Annotated in this window: 12 protein-coding genes and 1 pseudogene; 5 read left to right on the top strand and 8 right to left on the bottom strand. The window is 67.0% G+C overall.

Features of this window, described 5'->3' with window-relative positions; all coding sequences use genetic code 11:
* Nucleotides 1–17: 17 nt before the first annotated feature.
* The 6 genes and pseudogenes from FA702_RS20090 to FA702_RS20065 form a co-directional block, all read right to left on the bottom strand.
* Complete coding sequence (locus FA702_RS20090; RefSeq protein ID WP_168196160.1) at nucleotides 18–1,346, bottom strand: amidase; 1,329 nt, start codon at nucleotides 1,344–1,346, stop codon at nucleotides 18–20.
* Nucleotides 1,343–2,092, bottom strand: coding sequence for an HpcH/HpaI aldolase/citrate lyase family protein (locus tag FA702_RS20085; protein WP_255504858.1), 750 nt, complete (start codon nucleotides 2,090–2,092; stop codon nucleotides 1,343–1,345). The genes FA702_RS20090 and FA702_RS20085 overlap by 4 nt, the downstream gene beginning before the upstream one ends.
* Nucleotides 2,089–2,853, bottom strand: a complete 765-nt coding sequence (locus FA702_RS20080; RefSeq protein ID WP_136958105.1) for an SDR family NAD(P)-dependent oxidoreductase — start codon at nucleotides 2,851–2,853, stop codon at nucleotides 2,089–2,091. The genes FA702_RS20085 and FA702_RS20080 overlap by 4 nt, the downstream gene beginning before the upstream one ends.
* On the bottom strand, nucleotides 2,850–4,181 hold the full coding sequence (gene hisD, locus FA702_RS20075; protein ID WP_136957855.1) for a histidinol dehydrogenase: 1,332 nt from the start codon (nucleotides 4,179–4,181) through the stop codon (nucleotides 2,850–2,852). Before hisD ends, FA702_RS20080 begins: the two co-directional genes overlap by 4 nt.
* Nucleotides 4,182–4,461: 280 nt before the next feature.
* A pseudogene (locus FA702_RS23360) lies at nucleotides 4,462–4,746 on the bottom strand (phosphatase PAP2 family protein); the annotation flags it as partial.
* Between the two features lie 334 nt (nucleotides 4,747–5,080).
* Complete coding sequence (locus FA702_RS20065; protein WP_136957853.1) at nucleotides 5,081–7,270, bottom strand: phosphocholine-specific phospholipase C; 2,190 nt, start codon at nucleotides 7,268–7,270, stop codon at nucleotides 5,081–5,083.
* An 86-nt stretch (nucleotides 7,271–7,356) separates the two neighbouring features.
* Between FA702_RS20065 and FA702_RS20060 the strand changes: the two genes are divergently transcribed.
* From FA702_RS20060 to FA702_RS20040, 5 genes are all read left to right on the top strand, one after another.
* On the top strand, nucleotides 7,357–7,995 hold the full coding sequence (locus FA702_RS20060; protein ID WP_255504857.1) for an HD domain-containing protein: 639 nt from the start codon (nucleotides 7,357–7,359) through the stop codon (nucleotides 7,993–7,995).
* A gap of 236 nt (nucleotides 7,996–8,231) precedes the next feature.
* Nucleotides 8,232–11,039, top strand: coding sequence for a TonB-dependent receptor (locus tag FA702_RS20055; RefSeq protein ID WP_136957852.1), 2,808 nt, complete (start codon nucleotides 8,232–8,234; stop codon nucleotides 11,037–11,039).
* Nucleotides 11,040–11,252: 213 nt separating this feature from the next.
* Nucleotides 11,253–12,374 (top strand): CapA family protein, encoded by a 1,122-nt coding sequence (locus FA702_RS20050; protein ID WP_136957851.1) that lies wholly within the window; start codon nucleotides 11,253–11,255, stop codon nucleotides 12,372–12,374.
* A complete protein-coding gene (locus FA702_RS20045; RefSeq protein WP_136957850.1) occupies nucleotides 12,371–13,390 on the top strand; it encodes a hypothetical protein in 1,020 nt (339 codons plus the stop codon). The genes FA702_RS20050 and FA702_RS20045 overlap by 4 nt, the downstream gene beginning before the upstream one ends.
* Before the next feature lie 29 nt (nucleotides 13,391–13,419).
* Entirely contained in the window at nucleotides 13,420–14,772 is a 1,353-nt protein-coding gene (locus FA702_RS20040; RefSeq protein ID WP_255504856.1) for an MmgE/PrpD family protein, read from the top strand.
* Nucleotides 14,773–14,831: 59 nt separating this feature from the next.
* On the opposite strand, the gene FA702_RS20035 is transcribed toward FA702_RS20040, so the two are convergent.
* Nucleotides 14,832–15,614 carry a hypothetical protein gene (locus FA702_RS20035; protein WP_136957849.1) on the bottom strand — a complete coding sequence of 261 codons (783 nt, stop codon included), beginning with the start codon at nucleotides 15,612–15,614 and terminating at the stop codon, nucleotides 14,832–14,834.
* Nucleotides 15,614–17,128 carry a hypothetical protein gene (locus FA702_RS20030; RefSeq protein WP_136958102.1) on the bottom strand — a complete coding sequence of 505 codons (1,515 nt, stop codon included), beginning with the start codon at nucleotides 17,126–17,128 and terminating at the stop codon, nucleotides 15,614–15,616. Before FA702_RS20030 ends, FA702_RS20035 begins: the two co-directional genes overlap by 1 nt.
* Between the last annotated feature and the right edge of the window lie 11 nt (nucleotides 17,129–17,139).

Below are 17,139 nucleotides of genomic sequence, written 5' to 3'. Positions count from 1 at the left end.
AGGCGGAAGCGCCGGGTTTAGACGGCCGTTGCCTCGATCAGCCGGGCAAGGGCGAACAGCGCGCCCTCGTTGACCGGCGGAGCGAGGAATTCGATGCCCACGGGCATGCCGTTCGCGGCGAACCCGGCGCAGACCGTCAGCGCCGGCCAGCCGCTGCGGGCCGCCAGCTCGGGAGCCCAGCCGCCCTTGGGGTTTTCCAGATCGTCCGGAATGGCCTGCGAGGTCGGATAGACGAGGGCATCGATAGCTAGCGCCGCGCAGGCCGCGCCGAGATGCCCTGCCAGGGCCTGGTGCCGTGCCAGGATGCTGGCGGTTTCGCGGTCCTTCGCCGCGATCCGCGCGGCGAGCGCCTTGGCATGATCGGGCAAAAACGCCTCTCCGGCAACGATCACATCGAGCGAGGCAGGGGCGGAGCCGGGCAGGAAGTTCGATGCGAGATAGGCATCGAAGGCCGTCGCGAACTCGGCATCCACGATATGCTCGCCATGCCCGGGGTTGAGGTCGGCGGGCAGCGCGGGCAGGTCAACCAGCGTGACGCCCGCTTCGGCCAGCCGGTCGAGCGCGGTGGCGCATACAGCATCCACGGCGGCGTTGGCGCCGAACACCTCGCGCACCACCCCGATCCGGCGTGGCAGCGCGGACACGGACACACCGTGGCCCATCGCCGCGAGCAGCAATTCGGCGTCCGCCACCGTTCGGGCGATCGGGCCGACCGTGTCGGTGGACGGGGCGAGGGGGGCGATGCCCTGCATCGGCAGCGCGCCGTGGGCGGGCCGGAATCCGACCAGCCCGTTGAAGGCTGCGGGGATTCGGATCGAACCGCCGGTGTCCGTGCCGATCCCGCCCAGCGCATAGCCCTGAGCCACGGCAACGGCCGTGCCGCCGCTCGATCCCCCGGCGCTGGCGTGTGGAGCCCGGGGATGGAGGACGTCGCCGCCCAGCGAACTGCGCGAGCGGATTTCGAACGAGAATTCGGACAGGTTGGTCTTGCCGACGATTACCGCACCCGCATCGCGCAGGCGTTCGACGATTATGGCCGATCGCCGGGGCATCGCGCCTGCAAGCGCGCGGCAGCCCGACGTGGTGGGCATGCCGGCAAGGTCGATGTTGTCCTTGAGCACCAGCGGAATGCCGTGGAGCGGCCCGGTGGCCGTGCCTTGCGACCGGGCGAGGTCAGCGGCCTCCGCGTCTTGCGCGGCGCAGGGGTTGAGCGCCCGCATCGCGTGAAAACGATCGCCGTCCCGATTCAGCCGTTCCAGCGCCTGGTCCAGCAAGGCACGGGCGGTGGTTTCCCCTCGCGCCAGCATGGCCGCGGCGGCCGCTATGCTGGCGGGTGGTTCGGTCATGCGCGCGCCCGGTCTAGCAGGGCGGCGGCTCCCCTGAGCAGGAAGGCGTGGTCCGATTCCAGCAGGAACAGGCTTGCTCCGTGCTGTCGCCATAGCGGCACGTCCTCGGCCCGCGCCACGAACATGCCCACGGGGCGGCCATGGCGACGCCCGGCGACGCAGATTTTTTCGACCGCGGCAATCACCTGCGGGTCGTCCTGGCTGGACGCGCCATAGGCCACGGTCAGGTCGGCGCGCCCCACGAACAGCGCGTCGATGCCCGACACGGCGGCGATCTCGTCGATCGCGTCCACCGCTTCCGGATCTTCGATCTGGGCAATCACGGCGGTATTGGCCGCACTTGTGGCCAAGTGATCTGCCATAGTCCGCGTGGTATAGCCCGCCGCGCGCGACGAACCGGCATAGCCCCGGCCGCCCGCGCCATAGTGCGCGTACCGCGCGAGCGCTTCCGCCTCCGCCCGCGAGCGGACGTGCGGCGCGACCACGCCGGTGGCCCCGCAGTCCAGCGCACTGAGGATCTGCTCGGGTGCGGTGACGGGCACCCTTACCAGCACCGGCTTGTCCGCAGCGCGTGCCAGCGCGACGCAGAGGTCTATATCGCCGCGGTCGAACGGCGCGTGCTCGGCATCGAGGCACAGGCAGTCCAGCGCGGTCAGCGCCAGGACTTCCACCACGATGGGCGACGGCGTCTTGACGAACGTGCCGACCAGGAAATCGCCGGCGCCCAGGCGTGCCTTGAATGTCATTCCGCCGTCCATCCCCCGTCCACTACCAGGCTGGTGCCCGTCACCATCCCGCTGGCATCGCCCGCCAGAAACAGCACCGCGCCCATCAGGTCTTCCACGGTGCCCAGCCGGCCGAGCTTGATTTTCTGCAGCACGCTGGCCCGGAATGCCTCGTCTTCGAAGAACGGTTTGGTCATCGGCGTTTCGATGAAGGTCGGCGCGATCGTGTTGCTGCGTATGCCGTGCGGCGCAAGATCGAGCGCGAAAGCCTTGTTCATGCCCTCCAGCGCCCACTTGCTGGCGCAGTAGAGGCTGCGGTTCGGCCCGCCGACATGGCCCATCTGGCTGCCGATGTGGATCAGGCTGCCCTTCACGCCATCAGCGATCATCCGTATTACGCAGGCCTGCGCCACGAAGAACGCCGCTTTCACGTTCAGGTCCAGCACCGCGTCGTAATCGGCCTCGTCCACTTGCCACATCGGCATCGGCCGGTTGGTTCCGGCGTTGTTGACGAGCACGTGGAACGCGGGCCGGCTTTCGAAGAAGGCGGCCACCGCGGCCAAGTCCGCCACGTCGAGCACGGCGGCCTCGGCCACGCCGCCCGCGTGCCCGATGGCGTCGGCCGCTTGCTCGATCTCGCCTCGCGTCCGCGCGGCGAGCGTGACCGCCGCGCCCGCTTCGGCCAGGGCCGCGGCCATCGCCAGCCCGATCCCCCTGCCGGCGCCGGTCACCAGCGCGCGGCGCCCGTCGAGGCGGAAAGACGGCGTAACCGGCAGCATCAGGCGCGCGTCAGCTCGCTCGGCTCCGCCTGCCCCGCATAGGGCACGTTGCGCCCGCCGTAGCGCCGCACGCGCAGGTTGGCCTGCTCGCCGTGGCCGGCGAACCCTTCCAGCGCGCACAGCCGGCTGCAGTATTCGCCCACCAGCGCGCTCGCCTCGTCGGTCAGCACCTTCTGGTAGGTGCAGGTCTTGAGGAATTTGCCCACCCACAACCCACCGGTATAGCGCGCCGCCTTCTTCGTCGGCAGCGTATGGTTGGTGCCGATCACCTTGTCGCCGAAGCTGACGTTGGTGCGCGCGCCCAGGAACAGGGCGCCGTAGTTGGTCATGTTCTGCAGGAAATAATCCGGATCGGCGGTCATCACCTGCACGTGCTCGCTGGCGATCTCGTCGGCGATCCCGACCATCTCCTCATAGCTTTCGGCCACGATGACCTCGCCATAGGTCTCCCATGCCTTGCGGGCATGATCGGCGGTGGGCAGGATCTGCAACAGGCGCTCGATCTCGGCCATCGTTTCGCGCGCGAACTTCTCGCTGTTGGTCAGCAGCACGCCGGGGCTGTCGGGGCCGTGTTCCACCTGCCCGAGAATGTCGGTGGCGGCCATTTCCGGGTCGCAACCGATCTCGTCGGCGATGATCAGGGTTTCGGTGGGGCCGGCGAACAAGTCGATGCCCACGCGGCCGAACAGCTGGCGCTTGGCTTCGGCCACGAAGGCATTGCCGGGGCCGACCAGAATGTCGATCGGGTCGATCGTCTGCGTGCCGATGGCCATGGCGCCGATCGCCTGGATGCCGCCCAGCGCATAGATCGCGTCCGCCCCGGCCAAGGCTTGCGCGGCCACGATGGCGCGGGCGGGCTTGCCCTGGAACGGTGGGGCGCAGGTGACGACGCGCTTCACGCCGGCCACCTTGGCGGTGATCACCGACATGTGCGCCGACGCCAGCAGCGGATACTTGCCGCCCGGAACGTAGCAGCCGGCGGCGTTGATCGGCACGTTCTTGTGGCCCAGCACCACGCCGGGCATCGTTTCGACTTCCACGTCCTTCATGGAATCGCGCTGGATCTGCGCAAAGTTGCGCACCTGCGTCTGCGCGAACTCGATGTCCTTGCGCTCCTGCGCGGTCAGGCTATCGACCGCGGCATCGATTTCGGCCTGGCTCAGGCGATAGTCTTCGCGGTCCCACCCGTCGAAACGTATGCTCATCTCGCGCACGGCCACGTCGCCCCGCGCCTCGATGTCGGCCAGCGCCGCTTCCACCGTATCGCGTACCTTCCGGTCGCCCTCGGCCTTCGCTTCCGCCGTCGCCCCACGCTTGAGATAGATTGCCACTCAACTCTCCGTTTTCGGATTTGCATTCGAATGCAAACGGTGTGGCAAGCTTGGGTCGGCGAGTCAAGGGCAAGGCGGATGCGAAGCCGCCGGGTGGGGTGTGCTCCGGCTCGAAAATGCCGCCGTCGGCCGATTCGCGGCCGGTACCTAGCCCGACCAGTTCGGCTTCCCCTGCGCAGGTGGCCGGGTCTGGGACGGGGGCATGGGGGTGCAGCTTTGCCAGTTCACGCGCGGCGGCCGCGAGATCGCGGCGATAGGCGGACGAGGTCTGCAGCATCGCGAACATCGCGCTGCCGGCAAGCCAGCCCGCTTGCACCGCGCTGTGCGAATGGACACCGCAGATCACGCGGCTTTCGCCATAAGCGCGGGCACGGGCGAGGAGCGGCGTGGCGCGATCGGGCAGCAACTGGACCAGCACCAGTGCTTCCAGCCAGCCGTTCGCGGCATGGCCCGAAGGATAATCGCCGTTGCGCGCGAGATGATCGGTGCGCGGCTCGCAAATGGGCGCATCCGTGCCGAGATAGGGCCGCGCCTTGCGATAGTGCTCCTTCACCGGTCCCACCATCTCGCCCGTGCCGATCCGGTCGAGCAGCGCGGCCAGCGCCGGCGCGCGGCGAGCATCTATCCGCATCCCCATGGCGCAGGCATAGCGATCGAGCGGCGCATTGGTCACGTCGTCGGTCGCCATCCGCCAGCGCGGGCTTCCCTCGAGCGCGCGGGTGGCCCGAAACAGGGCAAGATCGGCGTTGTCCTGCGGGCTGCCCGGCGCGGGGGGAAGGGGCAGCACGGCCACCCCGTCCGGCGCGCGCGCCGGCGCCACGTAAGGCGCCTGCGCTGCGCCCGAGGTTGCCGCGAGCGCGAGCGCCACGCCCGCCGCCAGCCAACCGCGCCGCACGCGGTCAGGCCTCGATGCGCATCGGGCCGATGCCGGGATCGGTCCGCCCGGCGCGCCCGTTTTCCACCTTGCCGGCAAAGCGGCGCAGGAAGGCCGGTTCGCTGTCGGTGCGGATGGTGAGGTCGTACCAGTTGTCGCTCGGGCCAAGCCGCCACAGGTCGCTCACCCGCTTGCCCGGCGCCACGGACACCGAGCGGATCGGCGCGGTCTGCGCGCGGTAGGCGGGATCGAGCGCGATCGCGAACGTCACTGGCGCGGCTCCACGATTGACCAGCACGAGTTCCACTGCATCCATTTCCGGTCGGTCGATACACAGCGCCTCAACGTGCGCGCCAAGTGGCCCAGCGAAGCGCCGCCACAGCCCGTTGGGGCCGCGCAGGGTGAGGTCATAGGCGTCGGCGGTTGCGTCGGCAGCGGGGAGGGGGGCATCGTGCCACTGTTCGCTGGCGAAGCGGTCGCCCGCGCCGATGGTGTAGTGCCATGGCTCCTGCCGGTCGGTGTTGTCGTGGACGGTGAAAGCCGCGCCCTTGGTCCCTGTGTTCGCCAGCGACAGACGGAAGCGGCGTGCGGGCGTGACTTCGCCCGTCACCGCGAGGCGATAGGGCAGGGGGCGATGCGGGCGCTGGCCGGGCATCTGCGCGGCGGGCTCCTGCCGCGCGGGAATGGCGTTGGCGGTGCCCGCCGCCGAGCGGGCCACGCGGTCGCGGAAATCGGCGGTATCGGGCAGCGCGCGCGCCGGGCGCGAGGGATCGGCGCGCGTGAAATCGAACGCGGAAGTCAGATCGCCGCATACCGCGCGGCGCCACGCGCTGATGTTGGGTTCGCGCACGCCGAAGCGCCGCTCCAGAAAGCGCAGGACCGAGGTGTGGTCGAACAGTTCTGAGCAGACGAAACCGCCCCGGCTCCATGGCGAGACCAGCATCGTCGGCGTGCGGATGCCCAGCCCGATGGGGTGGCGCGCGCCATGTTCGGCGGCCCAGGCGCTTTCGGCCGCCCAGTCTTTCATCTCGCCATCGAGCGGCACGGTGCTGTGCCCGCGATAATCGCCCACCGGCGGCACCGGCGGCGGCATGTGGTCGAAGAAGCCGCCTGCCTCGTCGTAGTTGAGGATGAACACGGTCCTGGCGAAGACTTCGGGGTGATCGATCAGCGCCTCGATCAGCTTCGCGGTGACGTGTTCGCCCTTGGACGGTTCCGCCTTGGGATGTTCGGAAAGGTCCGCCGCGGTGACGATCCACGAAACCGCCGGAAGCTGGCCGGCCGCCACGTCGGCCCGGAACGCGGCAACAAGCTGTTCGCCGTCCGAGCGGGTGCGGTCGGGGCCTTGCCGATGCTCGCTCACCCATGCCCGCCCCCGACGGTACAGCTCCGAATCGCGCGCGCAGGGGCGGAACGGCGGGAACACCGAGAGCAGGTTGTCGCCGAAGTTGTCGTATTCCTGATAGACCTTCCACGCGATCCCGGCCTGCTGGAGCCGTTCGGCATAGGTCGTCCAGCGATAGGCGTCGGCATGCAACGGCTGGTCGGTCGCCATGTCGGCGCTGGGCGTCTCGTCCTCGCCGTAGTTGCTCATCTGCGGATCGCCGCCCACCGTGCCGCCGCCGTTGCATCCGGTGAACAGGTGCAGGCGGTTGGGATAGGTCTGCGTCATGGTGGAGCAGTGATAGGCGTCGCAGACGGTGAAGGCGTCCGCCAGCGCGTAGTAGAACGGCAGGTCGCCGGCCGTGTAATGCAGCATCCGGTTGTGCAGTTCGCCGGTGTGGCCCCAGCGATCGTAACGGCCGCGGTTGAAGATGTGCATGTTCTCGCGGTGCGACTGGTCCGCGCCATCGACCGTGAACGAGCGAGTCGTGTGCGAATCGCCGTGATAGGGCAGGACATGCCCATCGGGATGCTGGTCCGAAGGCTGCGCCCACACCGCGCGTCCACCCGGCAGGCGCAGCGGGCGCGGATCGCCCAGCCCACGCACGCCGTTCAACATGCCGAGATAGTGATCGAACGAGCGGTTTTCCTGCATGTGGATGACCACGTGCTCGACATCCATGATCGACCCCGTACGGCCCGCCGGCGCGATTGCCAGCGCCCTGTCGATCAGGCCGGACCATATCCCGCCCGCCGAAAGCGCGCCCGCCACGCTGCCGGCCTGTGCCGCCGCCTTCAGGAAATCGCGCCGGTTGCCGCTGATCCCGCTCATGCCCGTGCCTTTCTCCGTTGCCGCCGGCTGGCGTGAGAATGTCGCCAGCCAGTCATATTTTTGGTATAGTCCAAAACTGCTACAGATTGACGACGCCCGGAGCGGTGCGGGGCTGCATAGAGCAATATGCAGGCCTTGCATTGCCGCCGGCAGGAATGACGGGATACCGAATGAAGACGACCAGGATTGACAGGATTTTCCGGATTATCAACGAATTCGGTGACCATCACTACGGCGAGGCGATCTCCCAGATCGAACACGTTCTGCAATGCGGACACCTGGCGCGGACGCGGGACTGCTCGCCCGCGATGGTGGCGGCATCGCTCCTGCACGATATCGGGCAATTTATTGACGATGCGGGAAATGCTGCGGAGCACAAGGGTATCGACGCCCGACACGAGGTGACGGGCGCCGCATTTCTTTCCCCGTTCTTCGCGCCTGACGTGACCGAGCCGGTCCGTCTGCATGTCGATGCCAAGCGTTATCTCTGCGCGGTCGAGCCGGGCTATGCGGAAGGCCTCAGCGGCGCTTCGCTTCTCAGCCTGCAGCTGCAGGGTGGCGCGATGAACCCCGATGAAGTGGACTCTTTCCGAAGCAACCGCTGGTTCGAGGACGCGCTCCAGCTTCGGCGCTTCGACGATCTCGGCAAGCGCAAGGACTGGCAGGTTCCTGATCTGGAGACCTACCGTTCGCTGCTCGAGGGCCTGCTGCTGCCCGAAGGCTGAAGGCGGTGCGACGACGGGGTCCTTCCGCAGGTTCATCCCGAATTTTGATGCAAGCGCGAAAGCTGTAACGCCGATGTAATGGCTAACTGGTTTATACCAGTTGACTGAATGATCGATTCGCAAACGCGCCATCCGCTGGAAGCTCCCCGCTTCCGGCAGCGGGAGTGTCTTGCCTGTCGGATCCTCCCGCCGGTGCGGGGCTCGGTCGGGTTTTTGCGTTCCTGGGGAGAAACGACATGGCAGGTTACAAGCGCGCGCGGCACGGCCGCGCGCTGTTCAAGGCGTCCGTGGCGATCGCGTCGATCGTGGCAGGCACCACCGCGCACGCCGAGGACGCGGCCGATGCGCCCGATTCCATCACGGTCACCGGCCAGCGCCTGAGCACGGTGGCCGCGATCGAGGAGAAGAAGAAGGCCGACAACGTCATCGACATCATCTCGGCGGACAACCTGGGCAAGCTGCCCGATGCCAACGTGGCCGATGCGCTGGCGCGCATTCCCGGCCTGTCGGTGATCGTCAACCAGGATACGGGCGAGGGCGAATACGTGGCCATTCGCGGTCTTTCGGGCACGTACAACGCGGTCTACATCAACGGCGTGCGCGTGGCGCAGACCGATCCGGGCAGCCGCGACGTTTCGCTCACCGTGCTGCCGCCGAACGGCCTTGCCTCGATCCGCGTCACCAAGACGCTCACGCCCGACCAGGACGGTGACGGCATCGGCGGTTCGATCGATTTCCGCACGCCCACCGCGTTCGATTTCCAGAACGACCTGACGCTGCGCGCCTATGGCGCGGCCGGCTTCAACCAGCAGGCGAAGGACGCCGGTGAGGCGGCGGGCACCTATCAGGGCCAGCTCGATTTCGGCAAGCGCTTCGCCGACGGCCGCTTCGGCATGTTCATCTCCGCCAACTACGGGATGAACCATGGCAACGGGCAGGAAACCGAAAACGACGGCGAATGGGAACCCTATCGCTGGCGCAAGGACAGCCAGGAAGCGATCGACCAGAGCAACATGCACCTGCCGGGCATCGATCTCGATTACCGCCGGTTGCAGCAGAAGCGCTATGGCGGGAACGTCTCGTTCGACTATCACGGCGATCATACCCAGCTTTACCTGCGCGGCCAGTATTCGCACCAGGAACAGCGCGGCACCAACGACGTGACCGACTACCGCAGCCGCAAGACCGCGCGGCTGACGCAGGTGAACATCGACGACACCACGCTGATCCAGCCCGACAAGGCGGTAATCGGCACCGGCGCCAAGGGCCGCATCTACAGCTACACCACCAGCCAGATCGTCGATGCCGACGGTGACGGCGTGATCACCGACGCCGACCGCAATTCCAGCCAATACTGGTCGCTCAACGGCCGTTCGGGCGTGTGGAATCCGCAGGCGTTCCAGTTCGCGCGCAATTTCTCGACGATCGACCAGAACCAAACGCTCTATACGATCGACCTGGGCGGTCACACTGATGCCGGGCGGCTGCAGCTGGACTACGACGCCAGCTATTCGGGCGGCTCGCGCGCCACGCCGGAAAGCTATTCGATCAGCTACAACTGCGACAAGTGCACTTATCCGCTCAACGCGCAGGGGTTGGACTGGGTTTCGGCCGACCCGCGCTTCCCGCACGTCGACCTGACCGGCCCCGCCGCCAACGTCGAACATGACTCGTCGCTACTGCCGTTCGACGGGCTCAACGTCTCGCGGGACCGCCAGAAGGACAGCCGCATCGCCTTCCGGTTCGATGCGCGCTATAATTTCGAAGGAAGCGTGCTCGATTACGTGAAGGTCGGGGCCAAGTTCCTCCAGTCGAAGCGCCAGTACGATTACTATCCCGGCTACGGCGGCGATCTTTCGGGCACGCCGCTCGATGGCCTCAACCTCAAGCAGTCGGGGCTGGTCCAGAAGGAAGTGATGAGCGTGCTGGGCGGCCAGTACTATTACGGCGACGTGTTCAACCGCGACAAGGTGGTCGCCGCGATCGATGCCGCGATGAAGGCCAACGGCTTCACCGACAGCGGATTGCCCGATCTGACGCAGCGCAAGCGCGGCACCGAGCGCGTCTATGCCGCCTATGCGCTGGCCCATTTCCGGTTTGATGCGTTGCAGGTGATCGCCGGCACGCGCTTCGAACGCCGCGAAACGCACAACGTCGGCTGGTCGGACGACAGCGCCGGCAGCGGCTTTATCTCGACCGACCGGGGCTACAACGTGCTGCTGCCCAGCGTGACCGCGATCTGGCGTCCCGATGACAAGAACGTCGTCCGCGCCGCGATCTGGACGGGCTATTCGCCGCCCGAATACGGGTTCATCGCCGCCAGCCAGACGGTTTCGCGCAACTCCAAGGGCGAAGTGGTCGGCATCTCGCGCGGTAACCCGGACCTCAAGGCGGCGCGGGCGCTCAACCTCGATCTCTCGCTGGAAACCTATCCCGATGCCACCAGCATCGTCTCGGCGGGCGTGTATTACAAGCGTATCTCGAACTTCATCTTTACCGGCGGGAACGAGGTCAACGCCAACACTTCGGTCGGCACCGTGGTCATCGACCAGCCGCAGAACGGGCAGAGGGCGACGATCTACGGCGTCGAGCTGAACATCATCAAGGGGCTCCAGGGCATCACGCCACCGTTCGACGGCTTCGGCATCGAGGGCAACATCACCGTGCAGAAGTCCAGCGCGGAAACGGGCCTCGCCTATCGCGCCGGCAAACCGATCCGCTTCGTCAACACGCCGCACCTGATCTACAACGCGGCACTGACCTACCAGAAGTACGGGGTCGAGGCGAAGCTCTCGTACAACTATCGCGGCAAGTACATCGAATCGCTGCGCGACAACGCGGTCGACAAGTGGGTTCAGCCCAACCGCAGCCTCGATTTCCATTCGCGCTACAACTTCAACAAGCACTTCGCGCTCGACTTCGACGTGGGCAACATCCTGGGCGGCTGGAAATACTACACCACCAAGGGCGACAACCCGAGCTACCAGAAGGACTACATGGAGCCGGGCCGCACGTTCCTGTTCCGCGCCAGCTACGTGTACTGACCCGTCCTTCCGGGCTTGGCGCGGGGCATCCCTCCGCACCGCGCCATCGCCGCCGCCCGGCTCCCTCACTGGCCGGGCGGCGCTTTCCTGTGGCGATTGTCGCTCCTGCTGGAATCGCCGTATGTAAGCGCTTGCGTTCGTTTTGCTGGCGCGGTAGCCCGATGAAAAGAGGCCATCGCCAATCCCGTTCCGCATGGCCTGCGGGAGAAGATCGTGATCCACACCGTTCTCGCCACGGGCGACCTTGCGATGGATCGCGATGACTATGATGCCTGTTTTGCGGGCACGGCCGATCTTCTGCAAAGCGCGGACATCGTGTTTGGCCAGCTTGAAACCAGCTTCGCCGAACGGGGCGTAAGGCTTCCGCAGGCGAGACATGCGGTACTGGCCCGTCCCGAAGGCGCCGCAGCGCTTGGCCGGGCCGGGTTCGACGTGATCTCCATGGCCGGCAATCACGTGATGGACTGGGGCGCCGAGGCCTTCTTCGAAACGCACGGGCACCTGCAGGCGGCCGGCATCAGTGTGGTTGGCGCGGGGGCCACTATCGTCGAGGCGCGCCGCCCGGTGGTACGGCAACTACCTGACGGAACGCGCGTGGCGTTCCTCGCCTATTCCAGCATTCTGCCGCACAGTTACTGGGCGGACGAGCGCCGGCCGGGCTGTGCGCCGATGCGCGCGTTCACGGTGTACGAGCAGATCGAACACGATCAGCCAGGCACGCCGCCGCGCACCCACACCTATCCCCATCGTGCTGATCTTGCCGCGATGGAGGCGGATATCCGCGCGGCGAAGCGCGAAGCGGATGTCGTGCTTGTCTCGCACCATTGGGGCATTCATTTCGTGCGTGCGGTGATCGCGGACTATCAGCGCGACGTTGCCCGTGCGGCGATCGCCGCGGGGGCTGATGCCATTTTCGGCGGCCATGCCCATATCCTGAAGGGCTGCGAGGTGATCGACGGCAAACCGGTATTCTATTCGCTATGCAACTTCGCGACCGACCTGCGCATGGATCCGGCGCATGCGGCATCGAAGAGCTTCAATGAAATCCGCGTTCTGGCGGAGGAATGGGAGCCCGATTTCGACAGCCTTTACAATTTCCCCAAAGCCGCCCGCCTGTCGATGATCGCGCGGCTGGATATCGCCAATGGCCGGGTGCGGCAGGCCGGCTTCCTGCCCTTGGCGATCGGGCGCGACGCCGTACCGCGCGTGCCTGCGCCGGGGACCGCGGATTTCGCGGCGGTGGTCGATTACATGGCTGCGGTGACGGACGAGGCGGGGCTCAACGCGCGCTATCGCGTGGAAGGCGACATGGTCATCGTGGAAGCGGCGCAATGAGTGCGCGCCACCGTCCGTTGTCGCTGGCCGCCTTTCCGATGGAAGCCACGGTTTTCTTCTATCTGCTGGCCTATCTGCCGAACGTCATCGTCACGCGCTTGGTCACCTCTGTAACGCATCCCGGCCTGGGACGGCCGTTGACCGGGCTGGAAACGCTGCCGGCCTCGCTGATCATCAGCATGGTCCTGACGTGGGCGTTCATCTGGATTTCGGGATGGCACCGCGATGCCCACGCCGTGCGGGTGGCCGGCATGCGCGTGCCCGTGCCGACGCGCTATACGCTGCTTTCGGGGCTGGGGACCGCGCTCGTGCTGTTCACGGTGCCGCTGTCTTTCACGATCCGGGACGTGAGCATCCCGTTCATCCAGCTGATCATGCGCGGCGATGTCCTGGTCATCGCGCCGCTGGTGGACATGGTGTTCGGGCGTCGCGTGCGCTGGTGGAGCTGGGCGGCGCTGGCCATGGTGCTGCTGGCCTTGCTCATCACCTTGACCGATCGGGGCGGCCTCAAGCTGCCGCCCATCGCGATCGTGACGGTCGTGCTCTACACCATCGGCTATTTCCTTCGGCTGGCGGTGATGACCAAGATTTCCAAGACCGGGGATGCCGCCTCTGTCCGACGGTACTTCGTCGAGGAAAAGATGATCGCGCTGCCCTTGTCGGTGGCGGCGCTGGCGGCGGTTTCAGCATCCGGCGTCGGCGGTCAATCGGGCGAACTCGCCTGGGGCTTTGTCAGCGTTTGGACGGACCCCGTGCTGTGGCCGCTGTTCTGGATCGGCTGCACGCTGACGTTGATTTCGGTGCTGGCGATCCTGATCCTGCTGGACCCGCGCGAAAATGCCTATTGCGTGCCGCTGGAACGCGCGGCGAGCCTTGTCGCCGGGGTGGGCGGGTCGGTTCTGCTCGCCTTGTTCTGGGGATTGAAGATGCCGCGCCCGGCCGAGCTTTTGGGCGCCGGCATTCTGATCGCCGCGATCGTGCTGCTGTCGCTCGCTCCCCGGCTGGCGCGGCGATGATGGCGTCATCCGGAACCGGAATCAGCGACATGCTGACGCGGCACATCGCCGCGATGCGGTGGGACAGCTTGCCCGACGATGCGCGCGCCGCCGCCGCCCGCGCATGTCTGGACGCAACGGGGGTGATCTACGTCGCCAGTGGCCTCGCCCACGAAGCACAGCCGTTCGTGACGCTGGCCGCGCGCGGTGGAGAAGGGCCGTGCAGCATTCTTGGCACCGGCATCCGCGCCCAGCCGGCCGGCGCCGCCTCGGCGAATGACGCCCTTGCCCATGCGGTCGATTACGAGGACGCATTTGATCGCGCACCGGCCCATCCCAACGCCTCGCTCGTCCCGGTGCTGCTGGCGCTGGCGCAGTCCGAAGGCCCGGTGGATGGCCGGCGCTTCCTGACGGCGCTGGCGGTCGGCGGCGACATCGCCTGTCGTATGGCGCTTTCGCTCAGGCAGCCCATGGAGGAGGGAGGGTGGTATCCGCCCCCCATCGTCGCGGCCTACGGTGCCGCCGCCGGGGCGGCCAACCTGTTGGGGCTGAATGCCGCGCAAGTGAAGGACGCGCTGTCCATGGTCCTGTGTCAGGCAACCATGCCGGGCGAGATCAAACACAGCCGGAGGACGGTGCTGCGGGCGGTGCGCGAGGCCTTTCCCGCTCAGGCCGCGCTTACGGCGGTGCTACTGGCGAGAGAGGGGGTTACGGGGTTCGAAGCCCCGCTGGAGGGCAGGGCCGGGTTTTACGCGCTTTACGCCGGTGGCGCCTTTTCCGCCGACGATCTTGCCGATCGGCTGGGCACGCATTTCTGGGGTACGGAACTGACATTCAAGCCCTGGCCGAGTTGCCGGGGAACGCATCCGTTTATCGAAATGGCGCTCGATCTGCGCGGCCGGCACGGTTTTGTCCCGGCCGCAGTCGCCGGCATCGATGTGGAGGTCGATGAGGTGCAGCACATGCTGGTCGATCCGCTGGAGCGCAAGCAGGCGCCGGCCGTCGCGATCGACGCGAAGTTTTCCATACCATCTACGACGGCGTTGGCGCTGACAAGGGGTGGCGTCGGCCTCGACGATTTCGACGCCGACACGCTAGCCGACCAGCAGGTGCTGGCCCTATCGGCGCTGGTGCGGCCGCGTATTGCGAAGGCGCCGGCCTGGCAGCGGGGCACCGGCGGGGCGATGGGCATCCGGCTCCACGACGGGACGTTTCTGGAGGCGATGGTGCCCGATGCGCTGGGCTGCCCGGCGCGCCCGCTGTCGCATGCGGCGCAGCACGCTAAGTTTGTCGATTGCCTTGCCCATGCCGCGTTGCCGCGTGGCCGGGATCAGGCGGAGCGTCTGGCAGCCGCGATACTCACGCTGGATCGTTGCGAAGACGTGGGCAGCCTGTTCGTGTGATCGCGCGTAGACCGCTTGCAAGCAGCGGTCCTGCCGGGCTGCCGCGCTATCGGCCGTGTTCAGAACAGCACGCGGATCTCCGCGCGGCGTTGCGATTGTCCGGGTAGCCCGTCCGCTTCCGGCTCGTCGGTGGGATGGGCGCCCGTTTGCGCGCGGGTTTCCACGATCATGCCCGGCAGAAGCCGCCGCAGCGTTTCCGCGATGCTGGCGGCACGCGCGGCGGCAAGGCCGGCCGGCTCCGCGATGGTGCGGCCGGATACGGACGTCGGGTCGGTTGCGGCAAATCCGGTGACGACGAGCTTCCTGGGGTGCGCCGCGCGAATCCAGGTGACCGCGTTATCGATCAGCCAGTCGTCGTACTGATAGACGAGGAAGTCGTTGCCGAACTCAAAATAGACCGGGAACGTGCGCTCGGCGTAGGGACCGGGCGGCACTTTCCGGGGCACGGACAGCGGATCGATGTTGCGGCGGGGCAGCTTGTAGCGCCGGCCCGCGTATCCTTCCGCCGGCAGCATGTGGCGCGGGCAGGGCGTATCCAGCCGCGAAGTCCGCACCGGGTCCAGCACCGTTGCACCGCACGGTGTGGGCGGATCGGCGGAAACGCGGCCTTCCACCAACACTTCGCGGTTCCAATCGGGTTTGTAGGGGCTTTGGCTCACGTCATAGCGGATCCCGCTTTCGCGGTCGTCCGCCAGCCAGCAACCCGATTTGCGGCCGGAATCGGTATCGCGATAGACGGGGCAGGCGATGAAGCGGACGAGGTCGCCCACCTGTTGCGCCTGGGTGGCGGCTGGCGCTGCCAGGGCGATGATCCATCCGGCTGCAATCGCGATCCGTTTCATCACAGCACGCTCATCAGATTGACGAGATCCTGCTTTTCCTGCTCGGTATAGCCGATGGAGTAGCGACGCTCGTAATAGTCCACGATCCCTCGCAAGTCCTTTGCCAAGCCGTTGGAGAAGTACGGCGCGCGGGCGGACAGCCCCCGCATGGATTGCAGCGTGATCTTGCCGACATCGGCGCAGCGGCCACTGGTCAGCGCGAAGCCGGGATCATAGGTGTAGATGACCCGGCCATAATGCGGGTGCGGCGCTTTCAGGCAGGTGACCTTGAACAGCGGCAGATCGGCCCAGGGATCGGCGAAGGGCAGCGTCGTCGTGCCGAGGTCGACCTGCCCTGGGGCCACATCGTTCCCCATCTGGCTCATGTTGTGACAGAACACGCACGAATTGCGCACCGGATTGCCAAAGCCGATGCGGGAATTGATGCCGGCCGTGTCGGTGATGAGAAACATCTTTTCGCGAAACACGCGCGCGCCACGGGCAACGGACTGGCGGAAGGCCAGTTGCGCTGGCGTCAGGGTCCGCGCATCTTCTGCGCTGATCTTTTCCCAGCCCGTGAATTCGCTCCACACCGGCTCCCCGATGCTGCCGAGCGCGCCCGGCTGCGAATCCCGCAAGCGCGCCGGGCCTGCCCCGGCACCGGTCGTATCGACGGCGCCGCCAGCCTTGCTTGCTTGTTGCGCGGTGAAAATGCGCAGTTCGAAATCCTCGATCTGCCTGCGCTGCTCGGGCGTCAGCCGGCGCAGCATCTGCAGGTGGCTGGCTGCGGCGTCTTCCATCTGGATGCGCAGGTTGCCGGCGCGGTTGTCCGCCATGAGATTGCCGGATTCGGGCTTGCCCGTATCCGGATCGAGCGGCAGCGCGTACCCCTGCTTGGGGTCATAGGGGAAGCCGACCGCCAGCAGGTATTTCATGTTGGCGACCGGGCGCGGCCGGCGATAGACCGAGATCCTGCCCGCCGCCGGACCATAGTGCGGACCGCTGTTGCAGCCGTTCGGATCGCGCACCACGTCGATCGAGAAGTCCGGCGTCACCGGCTGGCCATTGAACTGCCGCACCGGCCACGGGCGTTCGATGCGGATCAGCCCCCGTTCCAGCAGGAGCGAATGCGATGCCCGTTCCGCCTGCGGCAACGTGGGGCAGTTCGAACCGTCGTAGGCTGCGAACAAGGGGTCCTTGCCGCCGGTACGCTCCCATTGCCGCCGGGCGCTTTCAGCAGACAGGCTCATGGCATCGGCGGGCTGGTGGCAGGTCACGCAGGCGCGACCGTTAGGCCCCAGTGGCTCGAAGAACGGGTGGCCCTTCGTCGGCATCGGACCGCCGACAAGCAGCGCGCGCAACGTGCCGTTGGCGTTGTCGTAGTCCAGCTCGGCCGGAAACACCCGGCCTTCGCCCGCTGCCCACCAGCGGTCCGGCGCATCGCCGCCCCGCGCACCTGCCGATAGGGCAAGCGTCAGGACGGCGATTGCGGGCAGGACGTGGTGGAACCGGATGGACTTGAACACGGTGCGCATCACGTCCGTCC

The organism is Novosphingobium sp. EMRT-2 (assembly GCF_005145025.1).
Lineage (GTDB): Bacteria > Pseudomonadota > Alphaproteobacteria > Sphingomonadales > Sphingomonadaceae > Novosphingobium.
This window is presented reverse-complemented; position numbering and strand designations above follow the sequence as displayed.

Coding starts and splice junctions, on each gene's coding strand:
- FA702_RS20090 (WP_168196160.1), bottom strand. CDS start 1,346: ATGACCGAACCACCCGCCAGCATAGCGGCCGCCGCGGCCATGCTGGCG.
- FA702_RS20085 (WP_255504858.1), bottom strand. CDS start 2,092: ATGACATTCAAGGCACGCCTGGGCGCCGGCGATTTCCTGGTCGGCACG.
- FA702_RS20065 (WP_136957853.1), bottom strand. CDS start 7,270: ATGAGCGGGATCAGCGGCAACCGGCGCGATTTCCTGAAGGCGGCGGCA.
- FA702_RS20055 (WP_136957852.1), top strand. CDS start 8,232: ATGGCAGGTTACAAGCGCGCGCGGCACGGCCGCGCGCTGTTCAAGGCG.
- FA702_RS20045 (WP_136957850.1), top strand. CDS start 12,371: ATGAGTGCGCGCCACCGTCCGTTGTCGCTGGCCGCCTTTCCGATGGAA.
- FA702_RS20040 (WP_255504856.1), top strand. CDS start 13,420: ATGCTGACGCGGCACATCGCCGCGATGCGGTGGGACAGCTTGCCCGAC.
- FA702_RS20035 (WP_136957849.1), bottom strand. CDS start 15,614: ATGAAACGGATCGCGATTGCAGCCGGATGGATCATCGCCCTGGCAGCG.
- FA702_RS20030 (WP_136958102.1), bottom strand. CDS start 17,128: ATGCGCACCGTGTTCAAGTCCATCCGGTTCCACCACGTCCTGCCCGCA.